This window comes from Micromonospora sp. NBC_01392 (genome assembly GCF_045040125.1).
Taxonomy (GTDB): Bacteria; Actinomycetota; Actinomycetes; order Mycobacteriales; family Micromonosporaceae; genus Micromonospora.
This window is the reverse complement of record NZ_CP109549.1, coordinates 4837026-4852252: the sequence shown is the minus strand read 5'-3', so window position 1 is coordinate 4852252 and position 15227 is coordinate 4837026. Positions and strand designations below refer to the sequence as shown.

General features: G+C 72.9%; 8 protein-coding genes. All 8 read right to left on the bottom strand.

Annotated features, from left to right (window positions below; all coding sequences use genetic code 11):
* Nucleotides 1–68: 68 nt before the first annotated feature.
* The gene (locus OG767_RS21040; protein ID WP_405090140.1) at nt 69–5216 is read right to left on the bottom strand and encodes an acyltransferase domain-containing protein; all 5148 of its coding nucleotides are present in this window, start codon (nt 5214–5216) and stop codon (nt 69–71) included.
* Between the two features lie 10 nt (nt 5217–5226).
* Nucleotides 5227–6276, bottom strand: coding sequence for a ketoacyl-ACP synthase III family protein (locus OG767_RS21035; protein WP_357299568.1), 1050 nt, complete (start codon nt 6274–6276; stop codon nt 5227–5229).
* 33 nt (nt 6277–6309) lie between these two features.
* A complete protein-coding gene (locus OG767_RS21030; RefSeq protein WP_405090139.1) occupies nt 6310–10740 on the bottom strand; it encodes an amino acid adenylation domain-containing protein in 4431 nt (1476 codons plus the stop codon).
* Nucleotides 10733–11248 (bottom strand): flavin reductase family protein, encoded by a 516-nt coding sequence (locus OG767_RS21025; RefSeq protein WP_405090138.1) that lies wholly within the window; start codon nt 11246–11248, stop codon nt 10733–10735. The genes OG767_RS21030 and OG767_RS21025 overlap by 8 nt, the downstream gene beginning before the upstream one ends.
* Before the next feature lie 13 nt (nt 11249–11261).
* Nucleotides 11262–12203: a TauD/TfdA family dioxygenase gene (locus OG767_RS21020; protein ID WP_405090137.1), complete on the bottom strand. Its 942-nt coding sequence runs from the start codon at nt 12201–12203 to the stop codon at nt 11262–11264.
* A 72-nt stretch (nt 12204–12275) separates the two neighbouring features.
* Nucleotides 12276–13031 carry a BTAD domain-containing putative transcriptional regulator gene (locus OG767_RS21015; RefSeq protein ID WP_405090136.1) on the bottom strand — a complete coding sequence of 252 codons (756 nt, stop codon included), beginning with the start codon at nt 13029–13031 and terminating at the stop codon, nt 12276–12278.
* Between the two features lie 797 nt (nt 13032–13828).
* Nucleotides 13829–14398 (bottom strand): CDP-alcohol phosphatidyltransferase family protein, encoded by a 570-nt coding sequence (locus OG767_RS21010; protein ID WP_405094265.1) that lies wholly within the window; start codon nt 14396–14398, stop codon nt 13829–13831.
* A gap of 170 nt (nt 14399–14568) precedes the next feature.
* Nucleotides 14569–15111 (bottom strand): CDP-alcohol phosphatidyltransferase family protein, encoded by a 543-nt coding sequence (locus tag OG767_RS21005; RefSeq protein WP_405094264.1) that lies wholly within the window; start codon nt 15109–15111, stop codon nt 14569–14571.
* Nucleotides 15112–15227: the final 116 nt, after the last annotated feature.

The window sequence follows — 15227 nt, the reverse complement described above, 5'->3', positions numbered from 1 at the left end:
CCACGGAAAGGGGGCCGGGCCGGGATTCGATCCCGGCCCGGCCCTTTCCGGTGCGTACGCTGCGCGGATCAGGCGGCGAGTCGCGTCGCCAGGTGATCGGCGATCCCCGAGATGCTCGGCTTCTGCCAGAGCAGGGCGGTCGGCAGCGGCTGACCGAACCGCTTCTCCAGGCGCCGCCGGATGACGATGGTCATCACCGAGTCGAGGCCCTGTTCCACGAGCGAGCGCCGGGGGTCGAGCGAATCCACCGGCATCCGCATCTCGGCAGCGATGTCGCTGCTCACCTCGCCCAGGAGACGCTCGCGCAGCTCGCCGGCGTCGAGACCGGCGAGACCGAGGTCCTCCTCCGCGGCCGGACCGGCCGCCTCGGCGACGGCCACCTCGCTCAGCAGCGCGATCGGCTCGGTCACCTCCGCACCCGGCAGCATCCGCAGGACCGGGTAGTGGCCCGGGCCGCGCTGCTGCGCGTAGTCCCACGCGGCGAACGCCTCGGCGGGGGAGACGGGCGTGGTGCCGCGGGACCGCAACTCCTGGTCGACGGTCTCGTTGACGGCCATGCCCTGGCCACGCCACGACGTCCAGCCGAAGCTGATCACGTCGCCGCGGTGGGTGGCGAGCGCGTCCAGGAACGCGTTGGCGGCGCCGTACGACGCCTGGCCCGGCAGGCCGAGCAGCTGGCCGCACGACGAGAACAGCACGAAGAAGTCGAGGCTGCCCGGCGGGAACGTCCGGTGCAGCGCCCAGGCGCCGTCCACCTTGGGGTGCAGCACGGTGCGCAGCGACGGCTCGTCGACCGCGTGCGCCATCCGGTTGTCGAGGACGCCCGCGGCGTGGACGACGCCGCAGATCGGGGGCATGCCGAGCGCGTCAGGGGCGAGGGCCCGCGCCACCGCGGCGGCGTCGGCGACGTCCAGGCCGATCACCTTGACGGTGACACCCGACCCCTCCAGTTCGCGGACGCCGCGAATCCGCCGCGCCGTCTCCGTGTCCTTCGTCGTGTCCCAGTCGGCCCGGGCGGGCAACCCGGTTCGTCCCGCCAGCACGATGCGCCGTGCGCCCCGCTCGGCCAGCCACCGGGCGACGTCCAGGCCGAGCACACCGAGGCCGCCGGTGACCAGATAGGTGCCGTCGGCACGGCAGGCGAGCGGCCCGCCCGCCGGCTCGCGGTCCGTGCGCACCAGGCGGGCGGCCCGCGCGACGCCGTCGCGTACGGTCACCACCTCCTCGCGCCGCCTTCCGCGCAGCACGGCGAGCAGCGTGGTGATCTCCGCGGCGGGGTCGCCGGCGGGCAGGTCGACGATGCCGGCCCACTGCTCCCCGTACTCGCCGGCGAGCACCCGGCCGAGCCCCCACGCCGGCGACTGGGCCAGCGCGGCCGGCGACTCGCTCTCCAGCACCCCGGTGGTGAGGCACCGGACGCGCCGGTCCCGCGCCAGCAGCCGCTGTGCGGTGCCGAGCAGGTCCCAGGTGACGCGGGCCGCCTGCTCCGGCAGATCGGCGTCGGCGCCCGGGACGGGACCGGCCACCAGGACCACGTCCGCCGACTCGCCGCCCGGCAGCACGGCGTCCTCCTGCGCCGGGTCGGCGACGTCGACCGTGACGCCTGCCGCGCGCAGCGCGCCGGCCAGTGCGCCGGTGCGATCCGGGTCGCCGACCAGCACCAGGGCGGGAACCGGGCCGGCGTCCTCGTCCGCCGTGAGCTCGCGCCAGCGCAGCTCGTGGACCAGCTCCCCGGGCGCGGCGACGGCCAGCGTGTCGTCGTCGACGGCGGCGTAGGCGAGCCCGGTGATCTCGGCGCGACCGTCCGTGCCCGCGCCCTTGACCCGCACGTCGAGGCGGTTCGGCGCGGACGGGTCGCGCACCACGTGGATGTCGGCGACGGCCGGCGGCGTGCCCGTCACCCGGACCCGGTCGACGCCGGCCACCATGCGCAGCACGGGCTCGCCGGGCAGTGCGGTCGGCGCGACGGAGAACGCCGCGTCGAGCACCCCGGCCCACGAACTCGTGTCGCCGACGGTGACCCGGGCCCGCAGCGCGTCGTCGCCGCGTAGCAACTCCTCGACATCCCAGTCGAAGGCCATCGTCGGCACGCCGACCCCGGCCAGGTACTCCCGCACGCCGCCCGGCTCTGCCGCCCGCCAGCGCGTCCGGGGCAGCGCCGCGGCCGCGACCCCGTCGTCGAGACCGGCGGTCGCCGTCGCGTGCACGAGCCAGACGCCGTCCGCGCCCGGCGACCGGGACACCAGCCGCAGGCCGGATCCGTCCCGGACCACCTGAACCTCGCGGCGCTCCTGAGCCACCAGGGGCAGCCGCAGGGACACCTCGGTCAGCACGGTGCGGTCCGCGCCGCCCGCGCCGAGGAACGTGGTCAGGTAGACGGCCGCCGGCGCGATCTCGACACCGCCGATGGTGTGGCTGCCGGGATAGGGCCGGCTCTCCCGGTCGAGGTCGGTACGCCAGACCTCGATCTCGGACGGACCAGCCACCGTGGACGCGGCGCCCAGCAGCGTGTGCGACGCCGGGTCGTGCGGGCGCCGGCCGCCCGGGCCGGAGACGGCGGTCTCGTGCCAGTGGGGTCGGTGCTGCCACGGGATGCCGGGCAGGTCGGCGTGGCCACCTGCCGGTTGGAGGCGATCCCAGTCGAGCGCGATGCCGTGGCAGTGCGCCAGGCCGGCCGCGGCCAGCAGGGTGGCCCGCTCGGGTTGGTTGCGCCGCAGGGTGGTGCCGACGAACGCGTCCGGGGCGTCGGTCTCGCCGAGCGTCTCGCGGATCGAGTGGGCGACCACCGGGTGCGCCGAGACCTCCAGGAAGGCCCGGTAACCGTCCTCGACGGCGGCCCGGACCGCGTCGGTCAGGCGTACGGGCTGACGCAGGTTGGTGGCCCAGTACGCGCCGTCCAGCGTCCCGGCGCCGCGGCTGTCGGCCAGCGCCGTGCTGTACATGGGCAGCCGGGGCTTGCCGGTGTCCAGGTCGTCCGCGGCGGCGGCGAGATCGGCGAGCAACGGATCGGTCTGCGGACTGTGGAACGCGACGTCCGAGGCGACCCGCCGGACGGTGACGTCCTCGGCGCCCCACCGCTCGATCAGCTCCTCGACGGCCTCCGGCGCACCGGACACGACAGTGGAGAACGGTGACGCCGCGATGCCGGCGGCCACGTCGTCGCGTCCGCGCAGGCGTTCCTCGACATCGGCGAACGGCAGGGCGACCATGGCCATCGCGCCCTGACCGGCGATGCGGCGCAGCAGCTTGGAGCGCCGGCAGCTCAGCCGCGCGCCGTCGTCGAGGCTGAGCGCACCGCTGGTGACGGCGGCCGCCAGCTCACCGACCGAGTGGCCGATGACGGCGTCCGGGCGTACCCCGTAGGAACGCCAGACCGCCGCCAGGCCGACCTGGACCGCGAAGATCATCGTCTGGATCCTGTCCACGCTCTCCAGGTCGCCGTCGACCAGGACCTGCCGCGGCGAGAAGCCGATCTCCGCCTGGAAGATCGGCTCCAGCCGGTCGATGACCTCGGCGAAGGCAGTCTCACCGACCAGCAGGTCGCGGCCCATCCCGGCCCACTGCGCGCCGTGGCCCGAGAAGACCATGACCAGGCCGCGTCCCGAATCGTCGCCGGGCGAGCCGAGGACGGCATCCCGGTCCTGCTGGCCGTCGGCGATCAGCCGCAGCCGTTCGACGAGTTCGTCGCGGCCGGTGGCGACGATCGCCGCCCGGTGTCCCAGGTGCGAGCGGCGTACGGCAAGGGTCCGGCCGACCGCGTCGAGCGGGAGCGTCTCGTCCTGGGTGAGCTGGTCGGCGAGCGCCTCCGCGCGCTGGGCCAGCGCCGGTGGTGAGCCGGCCGACAGCGGATACAGCCGCGGCCCGGTCGCGTCCGGGGCACCCGGGGCCGAGGCGTCCGTCCGCGCCGCGGCGTCGACCGGCGCCTGCTCCAGCACGACGTGCCCGATCGTGCCCCCGTATCCGAAGCCGGAGACGCCGCACCTGCGCGGCGAGTCATGGTCCGGCCACGGCGTGGGCTCGGTGACCACGCGCAGCCCGGAGCCGCTCCAGTCGATCAGGGGATTGGGCTCGTGGAAGTTGAGGCTCGGCGGCAGCGTCCCGTGGTGCAGCGCCAGCGTCGCCTTGATCAGGCTGGCGATGCCCGCGCCGGCCTCCAGGTGGCCGATGTTGGGTTTGACCGAGCCGATCAGGCAGGGCTGCCCGGCCGGCCGGCCGCTGCCGTAGACGGCGCTCATCGCGCCCGCCTCCAGCGGGTCGCCCAGCCGGGTGCCGGTGCCGTGGGCCTCGACGTAGTCGACCGACGCGGGGTCCACTCCGGCGCGGCGGCACGCCTCGGCCAGCAGCCTGCGCTGGGCGTCGCCGTTGGGCGCCATGATTCCGCCGGTGCGGCCGTCCTGGTGGACCGCGCTGCCCCGGATCACCGCGAGGATCCGGTCGCCGTCGCGTTCCGCGTCGTCGAGCCGCTTGAGGACCAGGACGCCCCCGCCCTCACCCCGTCCGTACCCGTTGGCCTCGGCGTCGAACGGCTTGCAACGCCCGTCCGGCGCGGTCGCGCCGGCGGCCTGCAACGTGAGCGTCAGGCCGGGGGAGACGATCAGGTTGACGCCGCCGACGAGGGCGATCCGGCACTCGTCGTCGCGCAGCGCCTGGGTGGCCAGGTGGGTGGCGACCAGCGAGGCCGAGCACGCGGTGTCCACGGCGACGCTGGGCCCGTGCAGGTCGAGCGCGTACGAGATGCGGTTCGCCGCCGCGCACATGGCGCTGCCGATGCCCGTCCACGCCTCGATGGACGGCAGGTCCTCCAGCATCCGGCGGCCGTAGTCGTCTGAGCCCACGCCGACGAAGACGCCGGTGTCCCCGCCGGCCAGGTCGTGCGGCGGGATGCCGGCGTGTTCCAGCGCCTCCCAGGTCACCTCGAGCAGTAGCCGCTGCTGCGGGTCCATGAGCTCGGCCTCGCGCGGCGAGAGCCCGAAGAACGCCGCGTCGAAGACGTCGATGTCACGCAGAAAGCCGCCCGGGACGGCGGCCTGGCGGGCGGCGGTGGCGTGGTCCGGGCCGACGTCCTGATACGCCGCCCACCGTTCGGTGGGCGGGTCGCCGATGCCGTCACGGCCGTCGACCAGCAGCCGCCAGAAGTCGTCGGCGCTGTGGACGTCGCCAGCGAACCGGCAGCCGGCGCCGATGACGGCGATCGGCGCGATGTCGGATGTCCCCATCAGTGTCTCCTCACTGTTCGAACCAGGGAGCAGGGTGTTCGATCCGCACCACGGCGCTGGACACCGTCACGCCCGGCCCGACGCCGAGCATGAGCAGGTGATCCCCGGGCTCGAGGGCGCCGGTGGCGAGGAGGTGGTCCAGGGCCACGATCTGGTCGCTGGCGCCCAGGTGGCCGAGGGTGCGGCCGTGGTCCCAGGTGGAGCGGGACATGGCCAGGCCGAGGACGGCCATGCAGCGCTGTTCGACGATCTCCCGGGAGTAGTTCATGTACGCCACCCGCGTCACGTCGCCGATGTCGATGCCCGCCTCGTCGAGCGTCCGGTCGACCACGGCGAGCGTCTGGCGGTGGATGCCGACCAGGGCCGCGGTGCCGGTGCCGTCGGCCAGCACCTCCCGCTTGAAGTCGGCGTTGCGGGCGGCGAAGTCGAGGGACCGCCCGACGGTCGGGCCCGGCGGGAAGAGCGGCTCGTTGCCGCGGTGCATCTTCTCGGCCCCGGGCACGGCGGCGCAGCAGACCGAGAGCAGCCGGGCGAACGAGGGCTCGGTGCTGAGCAGGACCGCGCTCGCCGCGTCACCCGCCACGTAGCCGGGCCCCATCCGCCACCTGTCGATCAGCGGGGTGCCGAAGTTGTCCGCCGCCACGAGCAGCGCCGCCCGGGCCCGGGCGGCGCCGTCGCCGAGGAATCCGGCGCCGAGTTGCAGGGCGCCGAACATGCCGTTGCAGCCCTGCCGTACCTCCATCGCGAGCAGGTCGCCGCCGAGCAGGTGCCGCTGCAGGTGGTACTGCGGCTGCCAGCCGTCCGGCCCCTGGTACCAGGAGTCGGCGTAGAGCAGAAGGCTGACGTCGGTGGGGGAGTGCCCGCCGCGCCCGAGCGCCTCGCGGGCGGCGTGCAGCGCCATCTCGGGCGCGGGCACGTCCCCGGCCACGGCGGCGCCGGCGAGCTGGTGCAGGCCGACCTCCTCGGCCGGGTACCGCCCGTCGGCGACCGCCTGCTCGATGGGTACGGTCGGGGGTACGTAGGTCCCGAGCCCTTTGATGAAGATGTCCGGCGTTCGCACGACCGCCGCGCTCCTTTCCGTTGTCCGCGGTGCTCAGGCCGCGTCGCGCAGCGCGCGCACCAGCCGGTCCAGCAGCTGCTCGGCGGCGCGCGGACGGAACAGTCCGGGCCGGTGGCCGAGCCGCAGGTGGATCCGCTCGCCCGGCACGACGACGAGCCGTACCGGGTAGTGGGTGTCGTCCACCACCTCGACGCCCGTCAGCCGCGGCTCGTCGAGCGCGGCGTCCCACGCGGCGGGGTCGAACGAGTAGTTGACGAAGGTGATCGCGGTGTCGAACAGCTCACCGCCGAGCGGGCTCTGCCGCTGGATCTCGCCCAGCCCCATGTGGTGGTGGGCGATCAGGTCGGCCTGCTCGTTCTGGACGCGTTGGACCAGGGCGCCGGCGGGCTCGCCGGCGCGCAGGCGCACGCGTACCGGAACGGTGTTGGTGAGCAGCCCGACGATGTTCTCGACGCCCGGCAGCCGCGGCGGCCGGCCCGAGACGGAAGCGCCGAACACCACGTCGTCGCGCCCGGTGAGCTGGGACAGTACGGTCGCCCAGGCGGCCTCGACGATCGTGTTCAGCGTGACGCCCAGGCCCTGGGCGCGGTCGGTGAGCGCGGCGCTCAGCGACTCGTCCAGGTCCCGGCGCAGCTGGGTCTGCGGGCCGGCGGCCGGCTGCGCGCCCGGCGCGACGAGGGTCGCCGCGGTCAGGCCGTCCAGCGCCTCGCGCCACGCCCGGCGCGAGGCCTCCCCGTCGGTGCCCGCGAGGTGGCGCAGATAGTTTCGGTACGGCGTGACCGGGCCGAGCGTTCCCCCGGCGTACGCGGTGAACAGCTCCTGCACCAGGATCGCGGTCGACCAGCCGTCCCACAGCACGTGGTGGGCGGTGAGCGTGAGCAGGTGCCGGTCGCCGAGCCGGATCAGGTGCAGGCGCAGCAGCGGCGGGCGGGTCAGATCGAAGCCGCGTTCCCGGTCCGCCGCGGCCAGCCGGTCCGCCTCGGCCTCCGCGTCGGCTGCCTCGGACAGGTCGGTGTGGGCCCAGCCCGCCCTGCGTACGCCGGTGATGACCTGGACCGGCCCGGCGAAGCCGTCGTCGTAGCGGAACACCGCCCGCAGGTTCTCGTGGCGTTCCAGCAGCGAGTCCGCGGCCGATCGCAACCGGTCGGGGTCGACCCGCCCGGTCAGGTGGAAGCGGACCTGGGAGGTGTAGGCGTCCCGGCCGCCCCGGGCCACCAGATGCTGGAAGAGCAGGCCCTCCTGCAGCGGCGAGACCGGCAGGACCGCCGTCATCCCCGGATACTCCTCGGCCAGCGCCGCCCGCCGGGTGCCGTCCAGCCAGGGCAGGTCAGGCTCCACCTGACCGGCCGGAGCCGCAGGTTCCGGTGCGGTCCGGCGCACGACCTGGGCGAGGCGCGCCACGGTGGCGTGCTGGAAGACGTCGCGGGCGCTGAACTCCAGGCCGCGTTCCGCCGCGTTGGCCACCAGCGGGAAGACGCGGATGCTGTCGCCGCCGAGCTCGAAGAAGGAGTCGTCGACGCCGACCTCGCGCTGCCCGAGCGCCTCGGCGAACAGCTCGCACAGCACACCCTCGACGGAGGTGGGGTCCGGCCGGTCGCCGCCGCCCGCCTGGAACAACGGTGCCGCCAGCGCCTTGCGGTCCACTTTGCCGTGGGGAGTGACCGGCAGCTCGTCCAACAGGACCACCGCGGCCGGGACCATGTGCTCCGGCAGCCTGTCACCGGCGAAGCGGCGTAGTTGCGCGCCGGTCACCTGCGCGCCGTCGGCCGACCGGGCGTAGCCGACAAGCATCCGGTGCCCCGGCTGGTCCTCGCGGAGCACGACCACCGCCGCGGCAACGGCGGGATGAGCCGCCAGCGCCGCCTCGACCTCGCCCAGCTCCACGCGGAAACCACGAATCTTCACCTGGTTGTCGGTACGCCCGGAGAACTCCAGCATGTCGTCGGCGCGCCGGCGCACCACGTCCCCGGTGCGGTACAGCCGCGATCCCGCCGGCCCGTACGGGTTGGGCACGAAGCGTTCGGCCGTCAGCATCGGCCGGCCGAGATAGCCGCGAGCCAGCCCGGCCCCGCCCAGGAAGAGCTCGCCCGCGACACCCGGCGCGGTGAGGGTGAGCTGCGAGTCGAGGACCAGTGCCTGGGTGCCCCGAATCGGGTGACCGATCGGTGCGGGCGTCTCCACCGTGTCGAGCGGCGGGCTGACGGTGCTGGCCACGGCGGCCTCGGTCACGCCGTACACGTTGGCCATGTGACGGCCGGCGGCCCAGCGGCGTACCAGATCGTCACCGGGTGTTTCTCCACCGGTGATCAGTGAGACGAGTTCGGGCAGGTCGTCACCGCGTAGCTGGGCCAGCATCACCGGCGGGATCGCGGCATGGGTGATCCGCTGTCGCCGCAGCAGCCCGACGAGCGACTCGGCGCCGGCGGCCTGGTCGGGCTGCGGCAGCACCAGCCGTCCGCCGCGCACGAGCACCGGCCAGATGTCCCCGGTGGCGACGTCGAAGCTGGGCGACGCGAACTGCAACGAGCGGCTGCCGGCGTCGAAGCCGAACCGGTCGGCGTGGTCGAGGACGAAGTTCAGCATGGCCCGACGCGACACGACCACCCCCTTGGGCGTGCCCGTCGATCCGGAGGTGTAGATGACGTACGCCGGATGGTCGGCCTCCGCGCCCGCCGGTGCGGCGTCCCCGGCGAACGCCTCGGCCTCGCTGAGCAGGATCGGCTCCGCGCCGTCCGGCACCGAGCCGGCCGTCTCCTCGGTGACCAGCACATACCGCGGACGAAGGTCCTCGAGCATGAACCGGATCCGGCCCTCGGGATAGGCGACGTCGATCGGGGCGTAGGCCGCGCCGCTCCGCAGCACACCCAGCATGGCGACGATCAGCCCGCGGGAGCGGGGAATCGCCAGCGCGACGAAGTCCTCCGGTCCGACCGCCCGGGCCGCGAGGCAGCGGGCCACGGCCGCGGCTCGCGCCGCCAGGTCGGAATAGGTCACCTCATCGTCGCCGTGCACCAACGCGACCGCGTCGGGCGTGGCGGACGCCTGCCGCTCCACCAGCTTCTCGACGGTGACCCGGCCGCTCGGGTCGGAGCGTTCCGGCGCCTGGGAGGCGGCCAGCACGGCCGCGCGCTCGTCCGGCGTCAGCACCTCGAGCCGGCCGACCGCCGTGTCCGGAGTGGCCAGGACGGCCCGGATGAAGGCGAGCGCCCGGTCCTTGTGCGCGAGCAGCCCCTGCTCGTCGTGGTGCTCGGGGTTCGCCTCGAACATCAGCGGCATCGGGCCGCCGGGCGTACCGGAAATGGAGATCGAATAGTCGACGATCGGGCCCGACGCCAGATTGTGGAACGTCGCGGACGCCGCGCCGAAGCGGAGCTCCTGCTCGTAGGGCATGAAGTTGACCATCGGACCGAGGAAGGGGTTGGCGCTGCCGGTGAGACCCAGCGCCCGGCGGAGATCCTCGGCGCGGTAGCGCTCGTGTCGGAGCGCGCCGCCCACCTCGGCCGCCATCGCCGGGATCAGCTCGGTCAGGCTCTTCGCGGGGTCGACGTCGATGCGCAGCGCCACGGAGTTGGTGGCCATCCCCGGAACCAGGCGCGCCGCCGCGGTTCGCCGCCCGGCCACCGGCAGGCCCAGGATCACGTCCCGGCGGTCGGTGACGCGGTGCACGTACCCGGCGATCGCGGTCAGCAGGACCACCTGCCAGGTCGTGCCGTTGCGGCGGGCCACCTCGGAGAGCGCCGCGACGTCCCCGTCGCCCAGCCGGTCCGGGCTGCTCAGCCGCAGCGGCCGCTCGGGAGCGGCCGGTCGCCCGGGCATCCGCATCACCTCGGGCTGGTCACCGAGGCGGCCCGCCCAGTAGTCGCGGTCGCGGGCGAACGCCGCCGAGTCGCGGTACGCGCGGTCCTGCCCGACCAGCAGCTCGATCGACCCCAGCGGCGGGCCGGACGCCTCGGCCTGCCGCTCGGGACCCGCGGCGAGGGCGGTGTACACCTCGGCCAGCCGCCGCCCGAGCAGGAGCACGCCGTAGCCGTCGATGACGGCGTGATGCAGGCGGTAGTAGAACCAGTGACGTTCGTCGGCAAGCGTGAGCAGCGCGGCCGAGACGAGCCCGCCCGCCGCCGGCTGGACCGCCCGGGTGATGTCGGCGGTAGCCCAACGACGCGCCTCGGCGGCCGGGTCCGCGGCCCCGCTCAGGTCGTGGCATTCCAGTTCGGACAGCGGCTCGCTCGCGATGATCTGCACCAGATCGCCGTCGTCCTCGACGATCGCGGCGGTACGCACCGCGTCGGCCTCGCCGGCAACCTGCCGCCAGGCGTGCCGCATCAGCCCGGCGTCGACAGGCCCGACGATGTCCAGGTATTCGGCGCAGTTCATCTGCTGGCCTGTCGGGTCCAGCCGGTGGGCGAACCAGACGCCCTGCTGCGCCGCGGAGAGCGGGATCCGGTGGGACAGCTGGTCAGTCATGGCGCACCTCGGTTCCGGCCGTCCGGTAACCGCCGTCCAGGAAGATCAGGGGTGGGTCGTCACGGTTGGCGACGTCGCACTCGAGCACATCGGCGACGAGCAGGTCGTGGTCGCCGACCGGGTGGATCTGGGCGATCCGGCACTGGAACCAGGCCAGGCAGCCGGGCACCAGCGGGGCCGGCTCGGCCATCGTCAGCGGCGGCAGGTGCGACGGGAGGACGCCCCGCTCACGGGCCGCGAAGTGCTGCGCGTACTCGTGCTGGCTCTCGCAGAGGACGCTGATCCCGAGCAGGTCACCGGGCTCGATCAGGGCCCGCATCCGGCCGTACGCGGTTACCGAGAGGCCGACCAGCGGCGGTTCGAGCGACAGGGTCAGGAAGGAGTTGGCGGTCAGGGCATGCGAGTCCGCGCCGTGGCGGACGGCGGCGACCGTGACGCCGGTCGCGAACCGCCTGGCGCTACGCCGCAGGGACGATCCGATGCGCTGCTCGTGCAGGTTCGCGGTCATGACGACCCCCAGCTCAGCTGGACATCGCGACGAGGACCCGCCGCTTGCCGGTGAACGGGCGGCGGCCGTGCCCGACCAGCACGTTGTCGATGAGCAGGACGTCGCCGGCGTGCCAGTCGACGTCGACGGCCAGCTCCAGGCCCCGGTCGCGGATCTGCTCGACGTACGTGTCCGGGATCGGCGAACCGTCGGCGAAGGTGACCGACTGCGGCAGCTCGTCGGCCGGGATGACCCGCGCCAGCGCCGCGGCGGTCTCCGAGCCGAGGCCGGCCGCGTGCCACTGGTCGGCCTGGTTGAACCAGACGCGCGTGCCCGTGATCGGGTGCTCGGTGGTGGCCGGCCGGCGCTGGATCACCCGCAGGGAGCCGTCCTTGCGCCACTCCCACTCCGCCTCGGAGTCGCCGAGGAAGCCCTCGATGGCGTCGCGGTCGTCGGTCTCGAAGGTGTCCTGCCAGCTCTTGCCGAGACCGCGGCCGCTGTGCAGGTTCTGCGTGTACCGGACCCCGCCGGCGAAGGCGTCGCGTACGTCGGCGTCGAGCGACTCGAGCCAGCGCTCGCCGTCGACCACCGGGGTGGCGCCGCCGGTCTCGGGAGCCGTCTCGCAGAAGAAGAGGAGCCGGGAGGGCCACGCGTGCCCGTACGACAGCTCGTTGTGCATCGAGATGGTGAATTCCGGCGGGTACTCGGTCGAGGTGTAGACGTTCTGGCCCACCTTCGTGCGCGGCGAGTTGCCGTGGACGTAGGCGAGCCGGTCCGGCAGGAGCTCATCGAGCACGCCGGGCAGCGCGTCCGGTGTGGCCTGGAAACCGCGGAACACCACGGCCTTCTCGCGAGCCAGCAGATCGGTGAGATCGGGTTCTCCCCGCACGTAGTCGATCAGGGCGCGAGGCTCGGCCTCGCAGCCGACGTCGTGCGGGGAGATCTCCAGCGGAGTCCAGGTGCTGTCGACGGCCATCTGCGGGTCCTTCCAGGCGAGTCGGTCAATGCCGACCCTCTGCCGCAGGCCTATATTTCGTCGGTATCCGGCCTATTGGCCCGCCGGGCTGTCCGCGCTCTGCTTGCCGGTCAGGATCGCCTGGTACGTGTACTGCATGGCCGCTCCCGGCTGGACACCCAGTTCGTCGTCGAGGCATTGGCGCCCCTCGTGGAACACGGCGAACGCGTCGGCCTGCCGGTCGGACTGGTAGTGCGCCAGCATCAGCTGGGCCCTCAGCCGTTCCCGCAGCGGATACTGCCGCACCAGGCCGAGCAGTTCGGCGGTGACCTCTTCGTGGCGGTGGTTGGCCAGGTCGGCGTCGATCCGGTTCTCCAGGACGGTGAGCCGGGCCTCCTCCATGGCCGGGCGCTCCCGGTCGGAGAGCTGCTCGGTGACGTCGGTCATCGCCGGCCCGCGCCACAGGTCCAGCGCCTGGCGCAGCATCTCGCTCGCCTCCTGTGGCCGGTCCTCCCGCAGCGCGGCGGTTCCCTTCGCCGACAGGTCGGTGAACTCCTCGTAGTCGAAGCGGGTGCCCGGCATGTGCAGCGTGTAGCTGGCCCCCCGCCGCACGATCTGGATGGAGTCGCGCAGCAGGCGTCGCAGCCGGGACGCGTAGGTGTAGATCTGGGCCTGGAACGTCTCGGGCGGGTCCGCGCCCCACAGCAGCTCTCCGATCTGGTGGTCGGAGAGTGCCCGTCCGCGGGACAGCATGAGCGCGGCCATCAGGGTGCGCTGCTTCATGCCGTGGAGCGGCACCTCGTCATCGTCGGCCCAGAGGCCGACCGGTCCTAGGATGCGGAACTGCATCGTCTGCCTTTCGTTCGACCCCGCGGCGCGGGCGCTTGGTGGGAGGCAGTTCCTGAGCGGACGGCGCTCGTCGCCGCCGGCGGACCGGCGAGGGCGGCGCGACCGTCCGGCGCGCTCCGCCCCGGCCTGGACCGGGACGGCGGCGCGGCTATCGCGCGAGGAGAGGGGCCGGACGAGGTGCGCCCGCGGGGAGTTCCCAACGTGGGCGTGAGGAGCCGACTGTCCGGACGAGAATTCAAATGCACGACGTCCCCCGTTGACTGCCGTGGTAGGTCACTAGCCGGACGGACAGGGCATCTCCGGAACAGATCTTTAAGGCGCTCCGCAGAACGATCCGCCGTCGACCGCAACCACAAACAGGTGTCTTGTCTGCCTGCGATCTACCAGTCAATCACCGCTTACACGGAAGGTACACATCGCCGCACCGAAGAGGCAATCCGAGCGGAGGATTGCGTGCGGCGCCGATCGCGTGCACTTGGCAGGCTCCCGCGATCTGTGTTAGTTGGCCGGGACCGCACCCGCCGCCCATCAACGGGCTATTGGTGGTCCCATACAAAGACCGCGACCTGTCGGCCGAACGGTTCCGGCGCAGGTCACGGTCATCCGATCACCACCGGGCCCGGTGGTGGGCCGAGTCGGGCGGATTCCGGTGGCGATGTGGCTCGATCGTTCGGGGACGCTCCGTCATCGCAGGGTTACGGCGCTGTTTCCGGACGCATGCTATGACGCATTTGTGACGATTGTTGCCCCCGCTGCGTAGTCGTCAATCAGCAGGCGTCGAAATTTACTTATCCGTTTTAATGTATAATTCGGACAGGTTGCCGTGCTGCCGCGCTCACCTCGGAAGACGTGGCGGCAAGGCGGTGAAGCGCGCGCAATGATCCGACTTTCACCATGATCACGGCGATGACGAAAACGGTGGCGCAGGCCGGTGACGGCACGAAGGCGACGAGCAGAACCAGGCTCGCGGTATTGACGTCCTTGGCCATCGGCGACCAGTTCCACCGGTAGGCGCCGCGGTGGACGAGGTAAAAGTAGTTGATACTCAGGATCGGCCAGTGCAAGAATCGGAGACTGAGGATGCAGTCCAGCACGTCGAACTGCACGAGGAATAGCAAGAGGGGGGCTGCCATTGATGGCCGCACCTCTGTCAGCGCGAGTATGACGGCCACACCCGACACCCGATCGGCGACGATGTCGAAGACGGCGCCGCGCCGGGTCTCCTGGCGCAGCCGGCGGGCGGTCTGGCCGTCGGCGACGTCCCCGGCCGAGTAGGCGATGATCGCGGCCAGCGTGAGCGGGGCACTGCTGTGGACGAAGGCCGGGATCGCCAGGGCGAGGCAAACCACCAGGCGTACCGCGGTGATGGCGTGTCGGCACGTTGCGCACCGGCCCGTCGGGGCCGAGTGCCCGCCGGTGCGTGGCGGGGAGGGATGCCGTCTCCAGCCTGGTTATTCGATCACCTCTGCTCCTGCCGCTCCGCGCCCCGCCTCGTCCAGGCGCTCCTCGTCGGGGCGGTGCGCTCGGGCCGGCGCGGCTAGGGGCGCGGCAGCCGTCGGACGACCACGAGCGAAGCCGCCTTCACCAGGACGACAGCGACGGCGAAGAGCGCCGGCCAGACCGGCGACGGCGCGACCACGGCAAGCACCACCAAGCCGCCGGTGTTCGCCGCCTTGGCCACCGGCGACCAGTTCCACCGGTAGACCCCGGGGTGCACCAGGTGGAAGTAGTTGGGGCTCAGCACCGGCCACCGGAGGAACGACAGGCTGAGAACGAGATCGAGGACGAGGAACTGCGCGGCGAAGAGCGCGAGGGGCGCGGTCATCTCCGGAAAGCGGAGCATCAGGCCGGCGAGGCAGAGCGCGCAGCACAACCGGTCGCAGGCGATGTCGAGAACGGCCCCGAACCGTGTCTCCTGTCCCAGCGTCCTGGCCGCCCAACCGTCCAGGATGTCGCCGAGCCAATAGGCGCCGACGGCCCAGGCGAGCAGCGGCCCACTCCCGGAAGAGATCGCGGTGACGGCCAGGAAGACGGAAACCACGGTTCGGACAACGGTGATCGCGTTGGGGACATTGGTGATCGAGGTCGGGACGTCGCGAGCCCATCCGTGGCTGGCATCGAGCGCCACTGGCGACCGGGTCGGCTGTCCGTCCGTGGTGATCATAAAGATCTCCTCTCGGGTTACCGAGCATATAG

Bases quoted from the DNA above. Each gene is read 5' to 3' on its own strand.
- OG767_RS21040 (WP_405090140.1), bottom strand. From the start codon at position 5,216: ATGGGGACATCCGACATCGCGCCGATCGCCGTCATCGGCGCCGGCTGC.
- OG767_RS21030 (WP_405090139.1), bottom strand. From the start codon at position 10,740: ATGACTGACCAGCTGTCCCACCGGATCCCGCTCTCCGCGGCGCAGCAG.
- OG767_RS21025 (WP_405090138.1), bottom strand. From the start codon at position 11,248: ATGACCGCGAACCTGCACGAGCAGCGCATCGGATCGTCCCTGCGGCGT.
- OG767_RS21020 (WP_405090137.1), bottom strand. From the start codon at position 12,203: ATGGCCGTCGACAGCACCTGGACTCCGCTGGAGATCTCCCCGCACGAC.
- OG767_RS21015 (WP_405090136.1), bottom strand. From the start codon at position 13,031: ATGCAGTTCCGCATCCTAGGACCGGTCGGCCTCTGGGCCGACGATGAC.